Raw genomic sequence first — 22,160 nt, 5'->3', positions numbered from 1 at the left:
TGAATGGTGCGCAGTCGGGAGGTGCGGCGGCGAGTGATTGGTCTTCAGCACGGTTGAGCGCCAAAATGCTATGTGCGGCGAGAAGCCTTCCTCAAGCATGTCGGCCGCCGGTGCGAGACAGGGCCGCCCGTGGTTCCGCGAGGTATTCACATCAATTCGCAGCCGGTGTGGCGCGTCGTCGAGGCAGGGGCAGGTGTGTGGATGGGTATTGCTAGTGCGCGGTGCGTTCGGCGCCGAGAATGAACGACAGGATGGTGGCAGTCTCGTCTCCACGATTGCTCCAGGTGTGGCGGACACCGTTGACGACAATGACGTCACCGCCTTCGAGAACTTGCTCAGTACCATCTTCGAGCGCGAAAGCGACTGCGCCCGAGGTGACTACGTTGATGTCAATGGAATCGGTGGCGTGTGCGGCACCGGAAGGCAGGTCGCCGGCCTTTGTGACTCCATCCTGATCCTGATCCTCACCCCCCACGCTGCGTGGTGGAATCGACCACGACAGCGCCCACGTGCCTCCGGGCATCGGGAACCCGAAGCCGTTCTCGGCGGGAACCTTCGGAGGAATTTGTAAGGTGCTGACGGAGTCGGTGCGCCACACCGACGACAGCATGGTGTTCAGGTTCTGTACTTCATTCAGGTGTTCATCTGACAAGAACACAGCCTCACCGGTGTCGTTGAAACCGGTCACTACTCGTCGAACAGTCATTTTTCTCCGTCACTGCCGTGAAGTCCCATCCGGGAGGTGTGAGTTTTAAGCGAGTCTGTCTCAGAATATAAGTGACGGGCGCCACTCTGTCTAGGTTGGAGTTGTGTTCCACGGTCGAAGTCGGTCCAGAGTGCAGTCTGAATAATTCGGGTCCAGGTGAGCGGACGCCGAGATAGTGGAGCAGCGATCCAGCTGAGTGGAGACGTCCCCGTGTTGCGTACCCGCCGGTCCTTTACGACCGAGTGCAGGGGCGGGACCGCGGACCGGACGATCGACTCAGGTTGCACCATCGCCAACGTTGGGTGTGAGCGCGGGGTGAAGGGGAACCTTGGGCGTTGGGTGTCCGACGAACGCCGCGGAATGGAGGCAGTTACCGACCAGGCGATTGCCCCTGAGCAGGGCGGTACGAGACGAACTGCTGTAGTTGCGCGCGAGCCCGCTGGCGAGTTGGTAGCGATACTGCCAGCGGTCCGTGACGGGCGGCACGCCAGTACGAGCTCGATCTCAGACGGGTTGGGCAAGGAGGGTGGTCCAGGCCAGGCACTCGCTGGCTGATCGAGGCAATCGACTGGACCCGGGTCGCGCATATCTGGGGAGCATCCGCGCTTGTCCGCCAGTGCCGCCGAGTGGAACATGCTCGGTCAGGCTCCTCGCGGGCGAAGAAACAAGCCGCTCCCTCGTACCGCCGGCCGCCCCCCGGTGGAGAGGGAGCCGAGGAACTCGAAGGTGTGTTTGCGGCCGACGGACTCCGAGAGGGAGACGGTCAGGTGCAACTCTTCACCAATCGGGACGGGCGCCAGGAAGTCGATGGACAGATTTACCGTCACCGCAGGGCCGCCGGTGAGATTCACCGCAGCCAACCCCATGACGCCATCGATCACGGTGCACAGATGTCCACCGTGGGTGATTCCCGGCAGGCCTGACGATGCCGGTCCGAAGGTGACCGTCGCGACCACGTTCCCTCCGTCCCTGCCAACCGTGGCGCCAAGACCAAACGGATTGGCCGAGCCGGTAGCGGGACACGAGGATGATGCGAACATCCCTTCGTCTCCGTCCTTGTAAGACAGCATTCGCTCCAGGTCGGCTTCAAGTTCGCGCTGGTCGTCGGCGAGTGCGAGAAGTTCGACGGTCGTTTCCCGGAGTTGTTCGACGACCCGTCTCGTGAGATCGGGATCGGAGACTTGCTTGCGTGCCAGTACATGGGACAGTGCTCGTATCGCGGCGGCGACATCCGGGCGATGATCGGGGACGGAGAGCGTTGGATCTGTTGTCATACTAGTTCACCTTGCACTGGACGTGGAGCCGCTCGCGACGGCATAGGCCGGGTGTGGGGCGTTTGACGTCGAGAGAGTGGCCCCATAATATTTTGAGACGAGTAAACTCAATTATAGATTATCGCTGCGTGAGCGATCCGCGCGACGGCGGAGGCCGTCGTCAGATGGCATTCGGTGGCGTGAAGGGTGGTTCATCAATGAGTCTTGACCGGAACCTTACCGGCCAGGTGGCCTTCATTACTGGAGCGGCGCGCGGGCAGGGGCGTAATCACGCTGTACGGCTAGCCGAGCGTGGGGTCGATATCATCGCCGTCGACATCTGTTCGGACATCGAGTCGGTGCCGTATACGTTGGCGACCCCCGCTGACCTGAAGGAGACTGTGCGTCTGGTGGAAGCGACCGGACGGCAGGCATATTCGACCCAGGGCGACGTTCGGGACCTGGCGTCGATGGAGGTCGCGGTACGCGAAGGTGTCGCGAGGTTCGGTCGGCTGGACATGGTTATAGCCAACGCCGGAATCTCTAGTCCCGCACCCACGTTGGACATGAGTCCACAGGCGTGGAGCACCATGCTCGACGTCAACCTCACCGGTGTGTGGAATACCGCCCGCGCCGCCGTCCCCACGATGCTGGAGAGCGGGCGTGGAGGTTCGGTTGTCATGATCAGTTCGCTGGCATCGATAGTGGCGAACGCGAACACGGCACATTACGCGGCAGCGAAGGCGGGTGTCGTGGCGCTGATGCGGGTTATGGCTTCCGAATTTGCCTCGAAGAAGGTTCGTGTCAACACGATCCATCCGACGACAGTCGCCACCGACATGGTGCTGAACGACGCGACCTACCGACTGTTCCGGCCGGATCTCGAGGCACCGACCCGCGAGGACTTCGCTGTAGCCGCGCGCACACTCAACAAGATGCGAATCACCGCGCTCGACGTCGACGACATCACCGCAACGGTGTTGCATCTGGTGGGGGAGTCCGGGCGCTATATCACCGGACAGACCCTAGTGGTGGACGCCGGCGGAAGCCTGTGATCAAGCTCGCCACTGTCGCGTGAGCGCCACGACACGATCGATCGAACAGTGACCACGACAGCCGTCTACGTCGATAATTCTAGGAGTGCAGGTGACCTCAGATTCTACTGATACGGTGCCAAAGCCTGCGCGGGAGCGCACCGTTCCCGCGGCATTCGGACGAGCGGTTGCACTATGGGGTGACCAAGTCGCGTTTCGGTCCCTGGGTGACGCCGTAGCGTTGACCTGGTACGAGGCCGAACGTCGGGTGAGGGATCTCGCTGCAGGACTTGCTGCACGCGGACTCTCCTCGGGTGACCGCATCGCCATACTGTTGCCTAATACCATCGAGTGTCACCTGCTCGACCACGCCGCCACGCATCTCGGTGCGGTGCCCTTCGCGATTTTCAACAGTTCCTCTCCCGAGCAGATCGCTTATCAAGTCTCCACCGCCAAGGCGACTATTGTGGTGACTGACGTCGCGTTCCTCGAACCTGCCACCCAGGCGCTCGACCTCGTAGGAAAACGAGTCGAGCTCGTCGTCGCAGGTGTCGACTCTGCGGATGGGCTGGCGCAACTCGAGAGGGACGGCGCCACGGATACTGAGTTCGATCTCGCGGCTCGTCGCGCCGAGGTTGGCGAGGACGACTTGGCCACACTCATCTTCACGTCCGGGACCACTGGGAAACCGAAGGCGGTTGAATGGACGCACCACGGGGTGATGTCGCAGCTGCGTGCCTTGGAGGAGTCCATCCCGCTGTCGCGCGTCGGGATCGTATCGTTCTTGCCGCTGGCGCACTCTGGTGGGCGCACCAACGCCCTGTACGGATCCTTGGTCCACGGCGCGACCGTGACCGAGTGCCCTGACATCTCACGGTTGAATGAGTGCATGCTCGACGCGCGTCCCGACACACTGTTCTCAACTCCCCGCGTGTTCGAGAAACTGCGTGCCGCAATCGAGACGCTAGTCGAGGCGGAACCCGAGCCGCGGCGGGACATGCTGCGCAACGTGATCGAGATCGGCATGCGCAGGGGCCGACGTGACGATCGCGCAAGCGGCCCCGAGGTCGAGGAGCTGACTCCCGAGCAGCTCTCATTCCACGAGGCGTCTGTGGCAGAGTTCTCGCCCATCCTGAAGAATCTAGGGCTGGACCGCCTTCGGTCTGCGTTCGTTGGTGGGGCTCCCTCAGCACCTGAACTGGTTTACTTCTTCCGGGCGATCAGCGTGCCGCTACTCGAGGCCTACGGTTCGACCGAGACCGGGCAGAACATCTTCAATCGGGTCGACGATTTCAAGACCGGCACCGCGGGACGGGCGTTGCCGGGTGTTGAATTGAAGTTGGCGCCGGATGGTGAGCTTCTGGCACGGTCTGAGATGAACATGCGGGGTTACCTGGACCGACCCGAAGACACAGCGGCTGCCCTCGACGGCGAGGGGTGGGTGTACACGGGTGACATCGCCAGGATCGACGGTGACGGGTTCGTCACGATCGTCGACCGGAAGAAAGAGCTCATCATCAATTCGTCCGGCAAGAACATGTCGCCGGCATTCATCGAGTCCACAGTGAAGGCGGAGAGCTCACTGATCGGCCAGGTCGTCGCCATCGGCGATGGCAGGCGTTACGTCACAGGATTAATCACGCTCGAGCCTGAGGCACTACCGCGGTTGGTCGATCGGTACGGCTTACAGGGTACGAGCCTCGAGGACATGGCGAGGCATCCTCAGGTGTTGGACGAGGTCGGTCTAGCAGTCGATCGGGCCAATCGCCGGATGAACAGCAACGAACAACTAAAGAAGTTCGTCATCGTTCCCGAAGTGTGGTCGCCTGACGGGGACGAACTGACGCCGACGGGAAAACTCAAGCGTCGCGTTGTCCACGACAAGTACGCGACCCAGATCGAATCACTTTACCGCTAGGGTGGAGTGCAGAATTCGTGAATATCGATGTGTTGGTCGATTACTCGAAAAACAGTCATTTCGAATTTCACTGATCGTCAGCTCGCCAGACGCTGCGATTCCCGCTGGGGCCGGCTCGAGCGGCGGGCTGCGATCAGGGTGCGCATCGTCCGTGCTGGGATTCATTCCTGCGGTAACGGCACTCGACCTATCGTCCCCGCTACCTCATCGTGGTGGTGAGGTAGCGGGAACGAAGAGCGTCGACCATTTCGCTGCTGAGACCGTGCGCCCTCAGCAGTGCTGCCGAGCCACCGTGCTCTGCGCCGAGGCGGCGTAGAAAGGCCGACATGACCTCCGGTGCGGCACCACCCCAACGGTCGGCGATTGCTCCGATCCGCTGCTGATACAGAGTCAGGCGAGCCAGCTCGCGGCGGGTTCGAGCGAGTTCGTTGGCAGATCGGGCGTAGTCTTCGACGATAGAACGGTGCTCGACTCCGAGCACGTCCAGGAGACAGGCGACCATGATCCCGGTGCGGTCCTTACCTCCAGCGCAGTGGATCAGAACTGCCGCGGCGTCGTGTCGAGCGATGAGTTCGATGCCCCGGATCACTGCATCGATGGAGCGCAGTAGGTAGATGAGGTAGGACGAGGCAATCTGCTCGGCCGGGTCTCCTCCCTCACCCGGCGGCTCGATTTCGGCAAACGGCAAGTCGTGGGAATTCACGTCCGGCCGACGGGTCCAGCTGCCCGGGTTGATGATCGTTTCCCTGGGGGCACGAAGGTCGATCCTGGTGCGGATCCCCAGTCCGTCCACGAGCAGATCCACTTCGGCGGCGGTGAGCAGGCACGGATTCGCGCTACGTATCAGCATGGTGTGGACCGTCTCTGTGCCGGAGGTGGTCGGCAGGCCTCCAAGGTCGCGAGCATTGCACAAGTGTGATGTATAAGCCGTGAAACGGGCGGGTCCGCCGGGGTAGCCGGATGCGGGTGTGCCGATGGAAGCTCCTGGTGTGCGGGCGGAATGTGACGAATTCGTTGACGGCATCGCATACCCCTTCTATATTGAGACGAGTTATTTAAAAATAGATCGTAACCGGCTCGGACGCGCCGGTGAACCTGAACGGAAGTCGACGAGGTGGCCGATGCAGTTCACATATGAACTCAGTGAGTGCTCTCAGGACAAGGCCCCTGAGATTGGTGGGAAGGCGCTTGGGCTTGGCATGCTCTGGGGGCTGGAACTCGATGTTCCACCCGGATTCGTCATCACGACCGCGGCATACCGTGCGAGCGTGAGCCCGGACCTGATCGACGAGTTCAACCGCATCGCAGCCAGCGCGAAAACCGTCGAGGAACTGCAGCTGGCGTCCAAACAGATCGCCGAACACTTCAGCGCGGACCTGATCGCCCCGGAACTGCGGGCCGAAATTCTCGAGCGTTACGCCGCGATCGCCGACGGCAACAGTTCCGTCGCGGTGCGGTCGAGCGCAACCGCAGAGGACCGTGCGGACGCCTCGTTCGCCGGACAACAGGAGACCTACCTATGGGTGCGGGGCGCCGACGATGTTCTCGACCACGTTGCTCGCTGCTGGGCCAGTCTGTACACCGCGCAGGCGATCAGCTACCGCCGCCGACTCGATGACGAACTCGGCGGGCTGGCGATGGCCGTGGTGGTTCAGCAGATGGTCCCCGCTCAGGCGGGTGGCGTAATGATGACGATTGACCCCGCAACCGGGAACTCGTCTGCGGTATATGTGGAGGCCGCGCTGGGTCTGGCCGAGGGTGTGGTCAGGGGCGATGTCATCTCCGACAGTTTTTGGGTCGACCGCAGCACGAGTGATGTCCGCAGTGACATCCGTGTGAAGGACGCGGCGCACGTGTTCGACACTGAGGTGGGCCGACCGGTTGTGCGTCCGGTGACCGAAGAAGCGGGACGGCGACCCGCGATCAGCGACGATGAGGCACGGAAACTTGCAGCGATCGGCATGCGAGTCGAGGTAGCGCAGGGGATCGCACAGGACATCGAGTGGGCTATCGCCGCGGATGGGGACGGGAGGCGGCGCCTCTACTTGTTGCAGGCCCGGCCCGAGACGGTCTGGAGCCGCCTCGACAACGACCCGAACGGAGCGGTCCATCTCGACAACGACCCGCTCGATCCAGGGGAGACGAATCTTTTTCACGGCTCCGCCGGCCGTGACGGCCTCTGGACGATCACCAATATGCAAGAGGCAATTCCCGGGGTCTCCACACCGCTTACCTCTTCGGTCTGGCTCCCGGTGTCAGAGTTCGCCAACCGCAATCACTACCGATTCATCGGCGCGCTGACGAAGGAGGAAGCCAAGATTCCGGCCGACTCCAAAGACTGGGTCGTCGGACTGTTCTACGGCCGGGCAGCACTCCGGCTGGACTACTATGCCTCGTGGGCCGACCGGGTGCCCGGGCTGAGTGGGGAGGCCATTATCGGGCAGTTCTTCTCATCGCTGCCAGACACCCTGACATCCCGGGCGCGACAGCGTAATCGCCTCCGTGCCATACCGCGCCTACCACTTCCGTTCCTGGTGGTTCCGCGACGCATGCGTCAGAACCGCACCGAGGTCGGGAAGTTCTGGTCGGCAGCGGTGAGTGAACTGGCAACGGCCGATCGGGCGCGCGCCGTCGACATACTTGCCGAAGGTGTCGACCGATTCCAGCGGTCGCTGGCATTGCAAGTGAATCTCACGCAAGGTGCCTTCCAGTCGCTGAGCCGAGTCATCCGGTGGCTGTGTAAGGGGACCTCGGTGAACCCGCACGAGCTGGTAGCAGGCTACGGCGGACACGAGGAATCCGCGCTCGTGGACGACCTCTGGGCGTGTTCGCGCCGAGAGCTGACACTCGAGCAGTTCATTCGCCGGCACGGCTATCACGGCTGGAGGGAAGGCGAGCTGTCGAATCACTCGTGGAGAGAAGACCCCTCGATGATCGAACAGCAACTCGGTGCGTACCGGCAACGACCGGACGACGAAGACCCGCGTGTAATGCACTCCGAGCGTGCCGACAAGCGCAGGGAACTCGAGCGGCGTCTGCTCAGCGAGCTGGCATCCACACATCGGATACCGGGCAGGTTTGGCTTGGCGTTGGCGGCCCATTACCTGCCCATGCGAGGGGTTTCGAAGGTCTCGTTCCTGCAGGGCCTCGACGTTGTCCGTGCGGCGGCTCGGCGGTTGGGTGCCCTACTCGCACAGGAGGGGAAGCTGAACGACGCCGAGGACGTATTCTACTTGACACTCGATGAGCTCAAAACCGGTCCTGAGAATTCGAAAGCTGTCGTAGCCGAACGTAAGATATTGCGTCGCCGGTACGAGCAGATAGAGCTGCCCGACGCGTGGCAGGGCATACCGGAACCGCTCGATGCAACCGCTGCTGAGGCCTTGAGTAGCCTCGAGGGAACACCGGCCAGCCCCGGAGTAGTGGAGGGGCGGGCACGCGTCGTACTCAATCCTGCCGATGCCCGCGTGGAGGACGGCGAGATTCTCGTTGCGAGAGACACCGATCCAGCCTGGGCACCGCTCATCTTCCTTTCCTCGGCCCTCGTTGCCGATATCGGTGGAGTGATGAGTCACACCGCCGTGGTGGCCCGAGAACTCGGAATTCCCTGTGTGGTGAACACGAAGGTTGCCAGCCTCCGCATCAAGACCGGGGATCTCATCCGCGTCAACGGCGCGACCGGCCTCGTCGAAATACTGGACTCCTGACCCACTGCTTCCTTTGACCGGAAAACCGCGAACAAGATTCCCAACCACGACTCCAGAAGTCGACAGAAGGAGTGAGAATATTGGCACCGTCAGATACGGCCTCCATCCAGCACGATGAGGCATTGGCCGAGCATTACGAGCGCGACCCGGTGTGGGGTCCCAACAGCTACCCGGCGCTGGCAACCATCGAGGATGGCGCTCCGCCGTGGAAGGACCACGCCTATCTCGCGTTCTGGGATCAGGACCAGGAGATCTACGGGTTCTTCCACTGGAACTCGTCACCGAACCACCCGACCACGAAAGCGCAGCTCAACCTCTCCGTCGGTGGTCAGCAGTTCGATCTCAGGGAAGAGCTGCCTGCTCGGTCGGACCGGTTCATGAGTGAGTCGATCGAGTTCGATCTCAAGGGGTCGGTCAAGGTCACCCATCCCGAGGTCCAAGGCGACCTCACACTCACGGCGCGGCGTCAGCCGATCAACTTCGGTCCGGGTGGATCGATTCCGAAGTATGGCGACCAAGAGCCGTTGCAGCACTTCCAGCACCCGCTTTCGATGACGGGCACCCTCACGTTCCGAGGGAAGACAATCGATCTGAATGCCACCGGGTACCGCACACGTACGTGGGGATACCGTGACGACTCGGTGCAATTCCCGGAGTACTACTACCTGTGGGCGACCTTCGACGATTTCGAAATCGCGGTCATCAAACATATGCATCCGGACGGTATCGCCCGGGCCGGCGGTGGTCTCGTCGACGACAACGGTGTGGTAGCGGTACGCGAGGTCCATATTCCCAAGGACGCAGCAGGATTCGCGATCGAGACACGCTACGAGCTTGCCGACGGGCGCGAATTGATCATCGATGGCCAAGAGCGGTTATGGAGCGGATGGTGCCCGATCGGACTGCCCCGGCGTGAAGGGCCGACCTTCGCCGCCTTCGACGAGATCCTTCGACTCCGCACCAGCGACGGCAAGGTCGGCTTCGGGCAATCGGAATACGGCTACATTCGCCGTGTCCACTGAATCGAACCCGGACCCAGGCGTTCCCGGCAACCGGTCGGAGTCGCGCGTCGCGGTTCTGACCGGTGCGTCGGGGGGGCTCGGTCGCGCGACCGCGCGAGCCCTCGTGGACATGGGGTTCAAGGTCGCGTTGGTTGCCCGCGACGCAGGTCGCCTCGATGCTCTGGTTGCAGATTTGGGCGCTGAGTCTGCACTGGCCGTCAGCGCTGACATCTCAGTATGGTCCGAAATCGACAATGCGATGGCATTGGTCGCAGAGCGCTGGGGACGGATCGATCTTGTGATCGCCAATGCAGGGGTGGCCGGCACAACTTCCTTCGTATCCGATCGTGGTCTGCATCCCAGTGAGTGGGCAGACATGGTCCGCACGAACGTTCTAGGGACAGCGCTGACCGCTCGAGGGGCGATGCCGCACCTGCTCAGGAGTTCGGGACAATTGATCCTGATTGGATCCGTCGCAGGCACCATCACTCGTCCCGGAAGCATGTACTCGGTGACCAAGTGGGCTGTTGCGCAGCTTGCGGAATCGATCCGGGCGGAGACTACGAACACGGATGTACGCGTTTGCCTTCTCAATCCTGGGGTTATCGACACAGACTTACTGAGGGAGGACCTGCGCAGCCAGCCTTCATTGGCCCCGGACCAGCTGGCGCGGGTGCTGACAGATGTTATCGAACAGCCCTATGAAATCAACGAAATCACCATCCGGCCGCGCGGCGCGGCGCATTGATACTGCATCTGTCTCCTCAGTCCTTTTGGCTCAACGGCCCTGGGGTGAACAACAGGTGGCTTCAAGCCGGTGTGGCACGGTGACGGTATGAGAAACGTCGCCGATCCGGTGTTGCTGGCTGACGGCGTACAGAACGGCGGCAGCTGAGAAGTACATCCAGGCCGGAAGGGGTGAATACCGCTGCTGCGGTGACGCGATCGTGGTCCCGCGCGCGATCGAACGCGGGACCACGATCGTCTTCGTCAGCGGGGTCAGGCTCTTGCGCAGCTTCTGTTGCCGGCGATCTTCGTGTGTCCGTTGGAGGCGCCGCCTGGATGCGGAAGTTGGGTTCGACGACGTCACCATCCCCGAATCGGCTCTAGTCGGCGGCAGGGATGAGGCCGGCTACCGCGCCGCCATGACGTCGCTCGCCCGGGGCCGGGTGCACATCGCGGCCCTCGTCGTCGGTAGCGCGCAGCGGGCGCCGGACGAGTCCGTGTCGTTCGCGGCGATCACGAAGCAGGGGCGGCACCCCGCTCGGTGACTTCCAGTTGGTGCAGGCCATGCTCGCCGACCTCATGCGGGTCGACGGCGTGAAGCTGGTGATCAACCACGGTCTCAACAAGGTTCGCTTCCCCCAGCCGGTGAAGGTCGGGGCGAAGGTGCGGGCCGGTGGCGAGATCGTGTCGTTCGAGCACACGAAGCAGGGCGCGCAAGTGGTCGTCAAATACACCATCGAGATCGAGGGTGCGGACAAGCCGGCGTGCGTCGCCGAAACCGTCCGCGTCGTGGTTGCCTGAGACACAAGGAAAGAACACATGCGAAGAGCAGCACTGGTCGCCCCGTCCGTACCGCGGTCGGCCGTTTCGGCGGCGCCCTGCGCGACGTCCCGGCAGAGACGTTGGCCGCCAAATGTTCAAGGAGACCGTGGCGCGGTCCGGGATCAGCCCGATCCTCATCGAAGACGTCGTGATGGGGTAGTCGTACGCCAACTCCGAGGCCCCATGTATCGGACAGTGCGCCGCCCTTCAGGCAGGGTTGCCGGTCTCCGTTGCCGGCCTGCAGACCGACCGCCGGTGCGGCACGGGCCTGCAGGCCCTCGTGACGGCGTCGATGATGGTGCAGACCGGCGCGGCTGACGTCGTGCTCGCCGGCGGTGTCGAGTCGATGAGCAACATCGAGCACTACACCACCGGTGCCCGCTGGGCACCCGCGCGGGATCCCTCAACCTCTACGACCGTCTCGACCGCGGGCGGGAGCGCTCCCGGCAGGAATGGCGGTTCAGGAGGATCAGCGGAATGATCGAGACCGCGGAAAACGTCGCGTCGCGGTGCGGAATCAGACGGGAAGAATCCGACGCCTTCGCGGCCGAGAGCCACGCCAAGACCCACGCGGCTTGGGAGGCCAGCAAGTTCGACGACGAGGTGATCGAGGTCAAGATAACCGATCGCATGGGCAAGCTCTCCGTCGTCTCGCGGGACGAGAGTATCCGTCCCGACACCACGGCGGAGTTGCTGGCGCGGCTGCGCAGTGCGCTACCGGACGGTGTCGTCACCGCGGGCAATGCGAGTCAGCAGAATGACGCGGCGTCGTCGATGCTCGTCATCGCCGAGGATCAACTCGGCGAACTCGGGCTCGGAGCCGATGGGTTTCCTCACCGGGTGGGCCGCTGCCGGGTGCGAACCGGGACTGATGAGGCTCGGGCCGGTCGCGGCCGCGTCGAAGCTGTTCCGCAGGACCGGCGCGAGCTTCGACGACTTCACGCTGATCGAGCTGAACGAGGCTTTCGCGCGCCAGGTGCTCGGCGTTCTGAAGGAACGAGGATTCGAGGACCGGGACCGCCTGAACGTTAACGGGGCCGGGATCTAGCTCAGATCTAGCGCGGCCACCCGATCGGCGCCACGGGCGCGCCAGTCGTAATAGGTCGATGACGCGATATACAGGACCCGGAATACGAGAGAAGATCGGGAAGAAGTCATGGGCGTCGATGAACCTCGTGACCCCCACCGGGTCGGGTCGATCTCAGGCCGGTGATCCGGCGGCTGGCCGAGCAGTTGAACGTGCAGGCGTTGCGGTACTGGATCCGTCGGGCCGAGGCTGATCACGGCGAGCGTGACGATCGGACGTCGACGTCGATGTTGGAGGAGTATCGGCGGCTGGCGAAGGAGAACGCGGAGCTGCGCCGTGTCAAAGATGTGTTACCGGGGGCGAGTGCGTTTTTCGCGTCCGACGGCTCCGACTCCCGATACAACCGCACCGCACGATCCGCAGCTCCGGCGGATACTTCCTCGTCCCCACAGCGACATCCTCCTCCATCTATCCAGGATCAAACCTGGCTCGGATGTCTCCGGGAAGCGGGGGCGGTTCACTTTGAAGTGTCTCTTCTCGCGACCCGGGCTCTGGACCCCAGAGGGCGGGGTAGGGCACGATCGGCGATGAGGTGGAAGCCTGCCTTGAATGCCTTGGCGATCACTTTCGAGGGACGCATCAAGTAACCGATACCAGGCCGGATCCACCGTTTATCGGACCTCCCGGTACCGCGGCCAATCACTTCCTGCGCCGGTGCCGGGCCGTGAAGATGGTGCCGTTCGACGAGCACCTCGCCGAGGGTTCGGTGGTGGATCTGAATCTGCTTCGCCCAGCGACGCGGAAGGCGTTCGTTGAACTCGCGGCGATGGTCGCGGACGACTTGCCGGAGTCGGCAGGCAGGCACGCTGTCGCGGAATGGCGCTAGCTAGCCGCCGACGGGTTCGAGCCGTACCGGATCGACACGCATCCTACGTAAGGACAAGTTCATGATCGCAACCCGAAATTACCACACCCGAAATCATCGAAGTGCAGCTAGCAGTCAATGATTCGGCTGGACTCGGCCTACTGCGATGAGTGCGATCGAGTGGGGAGTTCTTCACGGCTGTGGTCCGAGTTTGATGCCCAGGATGCCGGTTGCCTACGGAATCGAAGAACTTGGGTAAGGCGACGTCAGCTTACTTCCACGGTCCGGTCGAATTGCTCGGGCATGGGCCTTCGGGGCGACGCTCAACTCTCGCGGTAGTCGGTGGTCGGCCGACGATCCTGAAATCACCTGTTCGCCAGGTTGGGCCGAGCCAGTGCCGCCGCGATTGCATCGATCCTTCAACGCTACGAGACCTCACCTACTACAGATCCGGAGTTGGTAGATCTGACCGATACATCCGAGTTCGCTTCTGGCCCACCGGTAGAGGCCTTCAGAGTGCTTCGCGAGTATGATCCGGTGCATTGGAATCCACCACCTCCGGAGTGGGCCGAGTGCGCGGAGGATGGTGCAGGATTCTGGTCGTTGACACGTGCTGGCGATATCGCTGCCGTGGCCTCTCAGCTCGAGCTGTTCTCTGCTGACCGCAGCTGGTACCTCAATTACGAGACCGATGGCATGACGCCCCTCGAGGCCCTGAGCACGACGTTGTTGGGCATGCAACCGCCGAGGCATACGCAAGTTCGCTCCCTTCTCGGCAAGGCGTTCGTACCTCGCACAGTGTCGGCGCTCGAGGGGCAGATTCGTAGCCTTACGACCAAGCTGATCGATGGCGTCATCGAGCGCGGGGAATGCGATCTTGTCGCCGACATTGCGGTTCCACTTCCGATAGTAGTCATTGCCAAATTGCTGGGGTTCCCGGACGAATCAGTCTCACTTTTTCACGACTGGAGTCTGCGCTTCGTGGCAACGCAAGATCCCGAGGTGCGAGGTGGAGGCGCGGAAGAAACGGCGAGGGCTCTGGAGGAGATTTCCGCCTATGTCAACGAGATCGCCGATCTGCGCCGCGACGACCCGCGCGACGATTTGCTCACTGTACTCGCACATGCCGAGATTGACGGGGCCAATGGACGCCGCGGCGATCGGCGGAATGGTCATCCAGCTCATCGGTGCCGGGAACGAGACGGCGCGAAACACGTTGAGTATCGGGGTAATGAGTATGCTTGAACGTCGCGAACAATGGGAGCTCTTGACCGCCGACCCAGCATTGGTCGGTGTGGCGGTTGAAGAGATGCTGCGCTGGGTGTCACCCGTCTACTACATGCGAAGGACCGCGACGTCCGACACCGAGATAGGGGGGAAAGCGATCCGTTTGGGAGACAAGGTGGTTCAGTGGCTCGCTGCTGCAAACTACGATCCGGAAATGAATGAGCGGCCCGAAATGTTCGACGTCACCCGCGGTCGCGTCCGTCACTACGCATTCGGTGCCGGCGGGCCCAAGTTCTGTCTCGGGGCGGGACTGGCTCGACTCGAGTTGCGAATTGCACTAGACGAGCTCATCCGGCGCGTTCCCGACCTCGAGGTCGCCGGCCCCACTCGGCGTATGCAGTCAAATTTTCTGAACTCGCTGCTCACTTTGCCCGTCAGCTTCAGTGCGGGCCAGCCCCTCGATGCCGGGCCTTCGGCAGCTCGATCCTGACACACTCGCCGGCGGTTTGGCACACGTCGCGCAAGGTCGCGGCGGTAGTGGCGGCCGGGTCGCGGCGCAGGCCTGCGCCGAAGGGTCGCAGGGCCGAGTTTCGGTCGGCGTCGACGGAAGTCGTCCGGGTCGCGACGTCTGTCCTCGGCCGCCGGTCATGACCTTGGCGGAGTCGTGCAGCAACTGCCGAGTGATGGGCAGGTCGGCATTGTGTTCCGGGATCGGATCGAACTGGGCCACTTCGTGATCATCGGTGGGGCTGTTCGGAACGGCGCAACCTTAGTGGCTCGCGATTCTGCAGGTAGCGGCGAATGGTCGTGACGATTCGGCGGCACCCGATGGATCCTATGGGCGAGTCCGCTGGTAGTCAGTCCACCACCGCCGGGTCCACGTACGGTGGCAATACCGTGACGTCGGCGATCCGGCGAATTACCGGTTAAGTTGATTCGTCCCAGAAACCTATCGAGCCGTCCGGGCGTCGTCTACGGGGTGAGGTCCTATCCCTCAAAGCGCTCCACGTAAGGGTCTGGACAGGCGTGTCGTGGATCACTTACATTGTGAGACGAACAAGCTGAAAATCACAATGCCCGTCTCTCGTCTTGTGCAGTTCCGGCGTGATCGTCGAGCAATGCGATATGCCGAAAAACCCATTTTCGCAGTGGATTCAGGTCCACGAACATCTCGAAGGGCAAACTGATGCTCTCCTCTCGAACTGTCGATGTGCAGGAACTTATCGACGACTCGGTTCCCACATCGTCGCGGGCTGGCGGGACGGCTCCGTCGTCATCACGAGCTCGTTGGCCGCCCTGCGCCCGAACGGGAACATCGCTCACTACTCGGCGGCCAAGGCCGGTTTGGTGTGTTTCATGCGTGTTGTTGCATAGGAACTCGCGCGCCGAGTGGAATCCGGTGTCAACACCCCATCCGACCACTGTTGCGACCGAAAATGGTTCTCAACGATGCAACGCATGGCTGTTCCGGCCTGAGCTGGAAGGACCGACGGGAGTCGATTTTGTCAAGGCGGCGAGCACCCTGAACGCGTTGCCCATTCCATTGACGGAGTCCGCGGACATCTCCGCTGCCGTGCTCTACCTGGTCGCTGCCAGCGGGCGGGAAGTCTCGGGGACCATCCACTTGGTGGATGCCGGCGGCGCGCTCTGACACACACCCTTCGACCAGCAGCGCAACAGGTCGACCTACAGAAGAACGGAGTCAACGATGAGTACTCGCAGAGTGGTGACCGGTTTCGACGAGAACGGTAAGTCGGTCTTCGTTTCCGACAACCAGCTCGAGGGACTACCGTCCACGAATACCACCCTGTCCTCGGTGTGGCGGACGGCCAGCGAACTGCAGATCCCGCCGAAGGTACCCGTCGAAGACGGATTCGGATTCCCCTCTCCGGGAGGCACATGGGTTCTCGCATGGACGATCCCACCCCACAGCACCGCGGGGGAGGATCGGGCCGGGGTGACCAAGGCCGGTGAGATGCCCTCCGGCGGTGCACATGCCACCGATTCGGTCGATGTCAATGTGATCGTCTCGGGATCGGTTGTGTTCGAGCTCGAAGATGGCTCGGAGCGGGTGCTCGAGGTCGGTGACACGATCGTCGTCAACGGTGTCGTTCATACGTGGCGCAACCGCGGCGACGAGACCGCGACGCTGCTGTCGGTCATCTTCGGCGCGGAACGCCTCACGAACTAACCGGAAGATCTGTTCGAATGTCGAGCCAACCGAAAAGGAAAGTGATCAAGACAGTGGCAGGACGGGTAGAAGACAAGGTTGCATTTATCACCGGAGCCGCACGCGGCCAGGGCCGAGCCCATGCCGTTCGACTGGCCGAGGAAGGCGCGGACATCATCGCATTCGATGCGTGCGCGCCAATCGAGACCGTCGACTACGCAGCGTCGACGCCGTCGGACCTCGCTGAGACCGTGCGCAGCGTCGAGGCGCTGGGACGCAAAATTGTTCCAGTGCAAGGCGATGTCCGGAATTTCGAACAGGTCCGGCAGGGGGTCGAGGAGGGTGTGGCGGCTCTCGGCAGGCTCGACGTCGTGGTCGCCAACGCGGGGATCCTGACGATGGCACCCGCCCATGAGTGGACGGAAATTCAGTGGCAGACGATGATCGATGTCAATCTGACCGGGGTGTGGCATACCGCAAAGGCCACTATCCCCACACTGATCGAGCAGGGGGAAGGTGGCTCGATCATCGCGACTAGTTCGACGATGGGCTTGAAGGCCGCTGCCGGTGCCATCGGGTACGTCGCGGCCAAGTTCGGTGTCACGGGGATCGTCAAGAACCTGGCACACGAGCTGGGACCACACCGCATTCGCGTCAACTCGTTACACCCGACGAACGTCGCCACCGAGATGCTGGACAATGCGATGGTGCGGAAGGCCTTCCGTCCAGACCTCGAGAACCCGACCTTCGAGGACGCCGTCAACAGCTACTCGGTTGTCAATATCTGGGACATGCCGTGGGTCGAGACGATCGATGTCGCCAATGCTCTCCTGTGGTTGGCATCCGACGAAGCCCGGTACGTCACGGGGGCGGCGCTGCCCGTTGATCTCGGCGCGAGCGCGAAGTAGCGAAACCGGGCATCGCTGGTACCGAAGCGATTACGCGGTGAATGCCGGTGGGGCCGCTATGCGCGACTGCAGAATTTGAATCCAACCAGACGGAGCGAATCTCATGGAACGTTGGTTATAGAGGACGGTGGGTGGCTGTGATGTATGAATCGAAGGAATGTGAGACCATGAAGGCTTGGCAGTTTGTTGGTGCACGACAACCTTTGGTCCTCGCCGAGGTCGACATTCCTGAGCCGAAAGACGGCGAGATCCTGATCGATATCAAGGCGTCCGGACTTTGTCACACCATGGTTGGCATGGTCGATGGGACCCTTTCGTTCCTTGCCCCGTCCCTGCCTCAGACCCTGGGCGATGAACTCGCCGGTGTTGTGTGTGCCGTAGGTCCCGGAGTCGAGAGCTTCAACGTTGGTGACCGTGTCGCCAATGCCGCGATCGGCCCTGAGACTGCAGGTGTTGGTCGGGACGGCGGGTTCGCCGAGAAAGTAGCGGTCCGGGCCGACCGGGTCGTGCACATCCCGGACGGTGTGAGTTTCACCGAAGCAGCGGCCGCCACCGACGCCGGGGCCACCTCCTACGGCGCGGTGCACGAGCATGGGTGTATTGAGTCCGGCGAGCGCGTGGGTATCATCGGGTACGGCGGACTCGGGTCGATCGCTGCTCGGATTGCGCTGGCTGCCGGCGCCGAGGTGTATGTCGCCGAGGTCAACTCCGAGGCCCGCGAACTGGCCCAGTCGACCGGCGATTACAAAGTTGTCGAGGATGTGCTGGGATTCGAGCCGTTCAATCTCAACGTGATCATGGACTTCGCTGGTTTCGGGACGACGACTGCGGGCGCGGTCGAGGTCATAGCGCCGTACGGCCGGATAGTGCAGGTGGGTACAGGAAAGGCCACGGCTGAGATCTCGGTGCCCTCGCTCATTGCGAAGCACTTGCAGCTGGTCGGCAGCAGCGTGGACAACCCCCGCGCACTCGCCCGAGTATTGGGGCTGCTCGCCGACAAGAAGCTGAGCTTTGACCTCACGGAGATCTCCTTCGATCAGATCGGCGATGGGCTGGTCAAGTTGGAGCGCGGGGAGGTCCGGGGGCGGCTCATCGCCATCCAGGAATGATCAGGGTACGGAAGTGGTACCTGTGTCGTGCGGTTCATCGGCCGAATTGCGGACAAAGGACCTGGTATATCAGCCCGTGCACCGTGTGCCAGGTACTCGGAGACGTTCATCGATGTGATCGACGTGGAGATCCGAGACGGGGGATCTATCAACCGCTCGGCTTGTCGCGAGTGGTGCGACCGTCGACGTAGAACGGGTTAATGGTGAGCGAATGGCTGTCCAAGGTTCAGACATAAACGGCGCCAGTAAGAAGACGGCCGCGACAAAGACGGCCGGGAAGAAAACAGTCGCGAGAAAGGCAACTTCGGAGAAGGCAGCCGTGAAGAAGGCGGTCGCGGCAAAGGAGTCGGCGAAGAAGGAAGTGGCGAGTAAGGCTCCGTGGGAGATTCGTGAGTGGGCGATCGGGGCGGGTCACGAAGTGTCCTCCCGCGGCCGGATCTCGGTGGAAATCGAGCGAGCCTTCCATGATGCTCAGGCCGAGATGCCGGTCGCGTGAGCTGCGACATTGCACTGATGCACAGCGTGGCCATCCTGCCGCGAAGGCTATGAGCCTGTGGGATCATGATCCTCGGCGGTGGGTGGTTGTCCGCGCAGCGGTGCGCGGGGGATGGGTGCGAGGTATCCCGCGCACCTGATTTGACGATTCCCGCGCGGAGTGGAGCGGGTGGGTTGCATATGAGTTGGGGAACCGCCGGTGGCCGCGGTTGCCAAGCCCCTCACTCCCGTCGGAGGCGACGTTACATCTCACATCACCGGACGGGCACCGTGTGAGTGCCCGTCCGATCTATCTACCGCAGCGGTGGCGCGATGAGGTCCTCGGGGAGGGGGGAGTCGTAGGGCTGCTTGGTGGTTCGTTCGACGAACTCTTCCTTGGCGAGTTTCAGCAGCGCGGGATCGGTGAGGAGGTTCATGGCGGTTCCGGCCATGATCTTGCCCGCGTGGATCATGCCCCTGTGTGCGGCGGGGAGTTTTCCTTGCGCGACGAGTTGCCATGAGTGTGCGGGGGTGCCGCGGGTGACGCAGGCAGTGGTGCATTGCACGGTGGGGGTGACCCAGCTGACGTCACCTACGTCGGTCGACCCCGTGAGCACTCGTCGGGGTGCGCCGGCGTCGAAGGTGATCACGCCGTCGTGGAGGGGGCTGTCGCCCTCTTCGATTGTGGTGCCGAACATGTCGATAGGCTTGTCCGTGAGGAACTTCCGTGCGGTTGCTAGATCTTCCTCGTCGAACGGCACCGGTCCGAGCTCGAGGAGCGTGTCCTGCATCGACACTTCCAGCACGGTGTTTCCCAGGAGGTTCGAGGAGCCGCCGTCGATCTCGATCTCCACCGCGGTTTCGGTCATCAGCGCGGCGCCTTCGGCGATCTTGCGAACGCGCGCGAACAACGCACGCATCTCCCGGACGTTCGGCGCCCGCACGACGTAATAGGCCTCGGCGTAGGGTTGGACGACGTTCGCCGAGCGCCCGCCCCCGTCGAGGATGGCGTAGTGGATGCGGCAGTCGGAGTGCATGTGCTCGCGGAGGAAATTGACGCCCACGTTCATCAGTTCGAGGGCGTCCAGTGCGCTGCGGCCGAGTTCGGGTGAGGCTCCTGCATGTGAGGCGACGCCCGTGAACCGCACATAGGACTGCATATACGCGAGAGAGTGGTCGCGCTGTACCAGGGTGCTGTCGCCGGGATGCCAGCAGATCGAGGCGTCGACGTCGTCGAACGCGCCGGCCTTCACCATGAAGGTCTTGCCTGCTGCCGCTTCCTCGGCGGGGCACCCGTAGTAGCGGACGGTTCCCGGTAGCCCGTTCTCCTCGAGGTGGCGTTTGACGGCGGTGGCGGCGAGCAGTGACCCGGCGCCGAGGAGGTGGTGGCCGCAGCCCTGGCCGTTACCCGAGGTGTTGGTGGGGTCGGGGGTGCGTTCGGGGTTGCCGGATTCCTGGCTGAGTCCGGCGAGCGCGTCGTATTCTCCCAGAATGGCGATGATGGGTACGCCCGAACCGGCCTCGGCGCTGAATGCGGTCGGCACGCCACCGATCGCCGGGGTGATGCGGAACCCCTCCGAGCGTGCCAGCTCGATATGGTGTTCGGCGGATGCTGTTTCTTCCCAACGTAATTCGGGGTTGTCCCAGATCGTGTCACTGAGTGCGGTGAACTGGGGTGCGAGGTCGTCGATCAGGTGGGCGAGGTCGTGCGTGCTACTTGTTGTGGTGCTCATTCTTTCTCCTATTGGTGAATCGGAACGCGGCGGCTTTCTGCCGTAGGAAGGCGCTGTGGTCAGTCGAGGGCGCTCCAGTTGGGGGTCGCCTCCGGGCCGCGGTGGGCCTCGTACCAGGCGGCTACCTGGAGGACGGTCAGGTCGCGCCGGCGATCTGCGGCGATCTGCAGTCCGATCGGCCGTCCGTCGTTGGAGAAGCCGCAGTTGATCGAGGCTGCGGGGGTACCTGCGGCGTTGAATGCGGACGTGAAGTTGGCCGGGCCCGCGAACTCGTGGATCATGGGGCTTTCGGCCGGCCCGGCGAGGATGCCGGAGGTGGGGGACAGGACCGCGTCGTAGCGGCCCAGCATGTCCACGGTCTCCTGAACGAGCGGCCCGATCGAGTCGTAGGCCTGCATGAGCTCGAGGGAGGAGAGCGCGCCGATGCGCGACACCGCCTCCACCATCTCCTGATTCGCCTTGGTGAGATCGTCGACGATGTTCTTGTCGTTCATCTGCGCCCACAGATGCGCGGTGAAGAAGGGCATGAATCCAGTGGTCAGGTAGTCCCGGGACAGGTAGGGGTCGACGATCTCCACCTGGGCGCCGGCGGCTTCGAACACCGCGACCGCCCGACGGATCGCCGCGACGATCTCGGAATCGGCGGACTTGCCTTCCACCGGAGCGAAATTGACGCCGATGCGCAGCCCGCGGATGTCGATGTAGAGGTCGGTCCACCGGATCGATTCGTCGGGGAGTGAGCTGTGATCGCGTGCGTCGGGGCGGGCGAGGTATGCCATCGTGTGGGCGGCGTCGCGGACGGTGCGGGTGATCGGGCCGGCGCAGCGGCCGAGGTAGGTGTCGTTGATCGGAACCCGCCCGTAGGACGGCTTGAAACCGAAGGCTGCGTTCATGGCTGAGGGTATGCGGATCGACCCGCCGATGTCGGTTCCGATGTTGACCGGCGCGTACCCGAGTGCGGCGGCGACCGCCGCACCGGAGGAGGAGCCGCCGGTGTTCCACGCGGGATTCCACGCGTTGCGTGCGGTGCCGTGTCGGGACGACACCCCGGACCCGAGGCCGCTGAAGTCGGGCATGCTGGTGCTGGCGACGACGAGGGCGCCTGCCTCCTGCAGGCGGTCGACGACGGGTGAGTTCTCGGTTGCGATCACGGGTTCGCGTGCGGCGGTTCCATACGACTGCGACAGACCGACTTTTGCGGTGTTCTCCTTGATTGTTACCGGGATGCCGTCCAGCGGGCCGAGCGGGGTGCTGTTGCGCCACCTCTCGGTGCTCCGCCGTGCGGACTCACGAGCTTCGTCGGCGTCGATCACGTAGATCGCGCGGTGCCTGTCGTCCTTGGACGCGATCCGTGCGAGGGTCGACTCCAGAGCGTCGAGCGGGGTGAGCGAACCAGTACTGAAGGCCTCGTTGAGGTCGGTGGCGCTCATTGCGTGGATGGTTCGAGTCGGGTCAGGCACAGGGGATTCCTCTCGGTGAA

General features: G+C 62.9%; 16 protein-coding genes and 5 pseudogenes. 16 read left to right on the top strand and 5 right to left on the bottom strand.

Features of this window, described 5'->3' with window-relative positions:
- Positions 1-211: 211 nt before the first annotated feature.
- Positions 212-706, bottom strand: a complete 495-nt coding sequence (locus QM693_RS31370; RefSeq protein ID WP_283354271.1) for a cupin domain-containing protein — start codon at positions 704-706, stop codon at positions 212-214.
- Between the two features lie 641 nt (positions 707-1,347).
- On the bottom strand, positions 1,348-1,980 hold the full coding sequence (locus QM693_RS31365) for a PaaI family thioesterase (RefSeq protein ID WP_283354270.1): 633 nt from the start codon (positions 1,978-1,980) through the stop codon (positions 1,348-1,350).
- A gap of 197 nt (positions 1,981-2,177) precedes the next feature.
- On the opposite strand from QM693_RS31365, the gene QM693_RS31360 reads away from it, so the two are divergent.
- Both QM693_RS31360 and QM693_RS31355 read left to right on the top strand, forming a co-directional pair.
- Entirely contained in the window at positions 2,178-3,014 is an 837-nt protein-coding gene (locus tag QM693_RS31360; RefSeq protein ID WP_283354285.1) for a mycofactocin-coupled SDR family oxidoreductase, read from the top strand.
- Positions 3,015-3,099: 85 nt separating this feature from the next.
- Positions 3,100-4,911: an AMP-dependent synthetase/ligase gene (locus QM693_RS31355; RefSeq protein ID WP_349307528.1), complete on the top strand. Its 1,812-nt coding sequence runs from the start codon at positions 3,100-3,102 to the stop codon at positions 4,909-4,911.
- 199 nt (positions 4,912-5,110) lie between these two features.
- Here the strand turns inward: QM693_RS31355 and QM693_RS31350 are convergent, their stop codons facing one another.
- The gene (locus tag QM693_RS31350; protein ID WP_283354269.1) at positions 5,111-5,935 is read right to left on the bottom strand and encodes a tyrosine-protein phosphatase; all 825 of its coding nucleotides are present in this window, start codon (positions 5,933-5,935) and stop codon (positions 5,111-5,113) included.
- A gap of 97 nt (positions 5,936-6,032) precedes the next feature.
- Here QM693_RS31350 and QM693_RS31345 point away from each other — a divergent pair, with 97 nt between their 5' ends.
- From QM693_RS31345 to QM693_RS31280, 14 genes and pseudogenes are all read left to right on the top strand, one after another.
- Complete coding sequence (locus QM693_RS31345) at positions 6,033-8,618, top strand: PEP/pyruvate-binding domain-containing protein (protein ID WP_283354268.1); 2,586 nt, start codon at positions 6,033-6,035, stop codon at positions 8,616-8,618.
- 71 nt (positions 8,619-8,689) lie between these two features.
- Positions 8,690-9,640, top strand: coding sequence for a DUF7064 domain-containing protein (locus QM693_RS31340; RefSeq protein WP_502942685.1), 951 nt, complete (start codon positions 8,690-8,692; stop codon positions 9,638-9,640).
- Positions 9,531-10,367 carry an SDR family oxidoreductase gene (locus QM693_RS31335; RefSeq protein WP_283354266.1) on the top strand — a complete coding sequence of 279 codons (837 nt, stop codon included), beginning with the start codon at positions 9,531-9,533 and terminating at the stop codon, positions 10,365-10,367. The genes QM693_RS31340 and QM693_RS31335 overlap by 110 nt, the downstream gene beginning before the upstream one ends.
- A gap of 316 nt (positions 10,368-10,683) precedes the next feature.
- A pseudogene (locus QM693_RS31330) lies at positions 10,684-10,921 on the top strand (acyl-CoA dehydrogenase family protein); the annotation flags it as partial.
- Positions 10,913-11,146: pseudogene (locus QM693_RS31325) on the top strand (hotdog family protein); the annotation flags it as partial. The pseudogenes QM693_RS31330 and QM693_RS31325, both read left to right, overlap by 9 nt.
- Before the next feature lie 18 nt (positions 11,147-11,164).
- A pseudogene (locus QM693_RS31320) lies at positions 11,165-12,212 on the top strand (acetyl-CoA C-acyltransferase); the annotation flags it as partial.
- 679 nt (positions 12,213-12,891) lie between these two features.
- Positions 12,892-13,080: pseudogene (locus tag QM693_RS31315) on the top strand (MinD/ParA family protein); the annotation flags it as partial.
- 582 nt (positions 13,081-13,662) lie between these two features.
- Positions 13,663-14,304, top strand: coding sequence for a cytochrome P450 family protein (locus QM693_RS31310; RefSeq protein ID WP_283354265.1), 642 nt, complete (start codon positions 13,663-13,665; stop codon positions 14,302-14,304).
- Positions 14,291-14,776, top strand: coding sequence for a cytochrome P450 (locus tag QM693_RS31305; RefSeq protein WP_283354264.1), 486 nt, complete (start codon positions 14,291-14,293; stop codon positions 14,774-14,776). Before QM693_RS31310 ends, QM693_RS31305 begins: the two co-directional genes overlap by 14 nt.
- Positions 14,777-15,390: 614 nt before the next feature.
- Entirely contained in the window at positions 15,391-15,660 is a 270-nt protein-coding gene (locus tag QM693_RS31300) for an SDR family NAD(P)-dependent oxidoreductase (RefSeq protein WP_283354263.1), read from the top strand.
- 334 nt (positions 15,661-15,994) lie between these two features.
- Entirely contained in the window at positions 15,995-16,477 is a 483-nt protein-coding gene (locus QM693_RS31295; RefSeq protein WP_283354262.1) for a cupin domain-containing protein, read from the top strand.
- Between the two features lie 17 nt (positions 16,478-16,494).
- Complete coding sequence (locus tag QM693_RS31290; protein WP_283354261.1) at positions 16,495-17,364, top strand: mycofactocin-coupled SDR family oxidoreductase; 870 nt, start codon at positions 16,495-16,497, stop codon at positions 17,362-17,364.
- A 167-nt stretch (positions 17,365-17,531) separates the two neighbouring features.
- The gene (locus QM693_RS31285; protein WP_283354260.1) at positions 17,532-18,473 is read left to right on the top strand and encodes an alcohol dehydrogenase catalytic domain-containing protein; all 942 of its coding nucleotides are present in this window, start codon (positions 17,532-17,534) and stop codon (positions 18,471-18,473) included.
- Positions 18,474-18,720: 247 nt separating this feature from the next.
- A pseudogene (locus QM693_RS31280) lies at positions 18,721-18,969 on the top strand (Lsr2 family DNA-binding protein); the annotation flags it as partial.
- Positions 18,970-19,261: 292 nt separating this feature from the next.
- On the opposite strand, the gene QM693_RS31275 reads toward QM693_RS31280, so the two are convergent.
- Positions 19,262-20,680 carry a M20 family metallopeptidase gene (locus tag QM693_RS31275; RefSeq protein ID WP_283354259.1) on the bottom strand — a complete coding sequence of 473 codons (1,419 nt, stop codon included), beginning with the start codon at positions 20,678-20,680 and terminating at the stop codon, positions 19,262-19,264.
- 59 nt (positions 20,681-20,739) lie between these two features.
- A complete protein-coding gene (locus QM693_RS31270; protein WP_283354258.1) occupies positions 20,740-22,110 on the bottom strand; it encodes an amidase in 1,371 nt (456 codons plus the stop codon).
- Positions 22,111-22,160 lie beyond the last annotated feature (50 nt).

It is taken from the genome of Rhodococcus sp. IEGM 1305, from assembly GCF_030058635.1.
GTDB classification, from domain to species: Bacteria; Actinomycetota; Actinomycetes; order Mycobacteriales; family Mycobacteriaceae; genus Rhodococcus_F; species Rhodococcus_F opacus_D.
This window is presented reverse-complemented; position numbering and strand designations above follow the sequence as displayed.

What these genes read in the sequence shown, in the direction of transcription:
- QM693_RS31370 (WP_283354271.1), bottom strand. Translation starts at nt 706, where the DNA reads ATGACTGTTCGACGAGTAGTGACCGGTTTCAACGACACCGGTGAGGCT.
- QM693_RS31365 (WP_283354270.1), bottom strand. Translation starts at nt 1,980, where the DNA reads ATGACAACAGATCCAACGCTCTCCGTCCCCGATCATCGCCCGGATGTC.
- QM693_RS31360 (WP_283354285.1), top strand. Translation starts at nt 2,178, where the DNA reads ATGAGTCTTGACCGGAACCTTACCGGCCAGGTGGCCTTCATTACTGGA.
- QM693_RS31350 (WP_283354269.1), bottom strand. Translation starts at nt 5,935, where the DNA reads ATGCCGTCAACGAATTCGTCACATTCCGCCCGCACACCAGGAGCTTCC.
- QM693_RS31345 (WP_283354268.1), top strand. Translation starts at nt 6,033, where the DNA reads ATGCAGTTCACATATGAACTCAGTGAGTGCTCTCAGGACAAGGCCCCT.
- QM693_RS31305 (WP_283354264.1), top strand. Translation starts at nt 14,291, where the DNA reads ATGAGTATGCTTGAACGTCGCGAACAATGGGAGCTCTTGACCGCCGAC.
- QM693_RS31295 (WP_283354262.1), top strand. Translation starts at nt 15,995, where the DNA reads ATGAGTACTCGCAGAGTGGTGACCGGTTTCGACGAGAACGGTAAGTCG.
- QM693_RS31290 (WP_283354261.1), top strand. Translation starts at nt 16,495, where the DNA reads ATGTCGAGCCAACCGAAAAGGAAAGTGATCAAGACAGTGGCAGGACGG.
- QM693_RS31285 (WP_283354260.1), top strand. Translation starts at nt 17,532, where the DNA reads ATGAAGGCTTGGCAGTTTGTTGGTGCACGACAACCTTTGGTCCTCGCC.
- QM693_RS31275 (WP_283354259.1), bottom strand. Translation starts at nt 20,680, where the DNA reads ATGAGCACCACAACAAGTAGCACGCACGACCTCGCCCACCTGATCGAC.
- QM693_RS31270 (WP_283354258.1), bottom strand. Translation starts at nt 22,110, where the DNA reads ATGAGCGCCACCGACCTCAACGAGGCCTTCAGTACTGGTTCGCTCACC.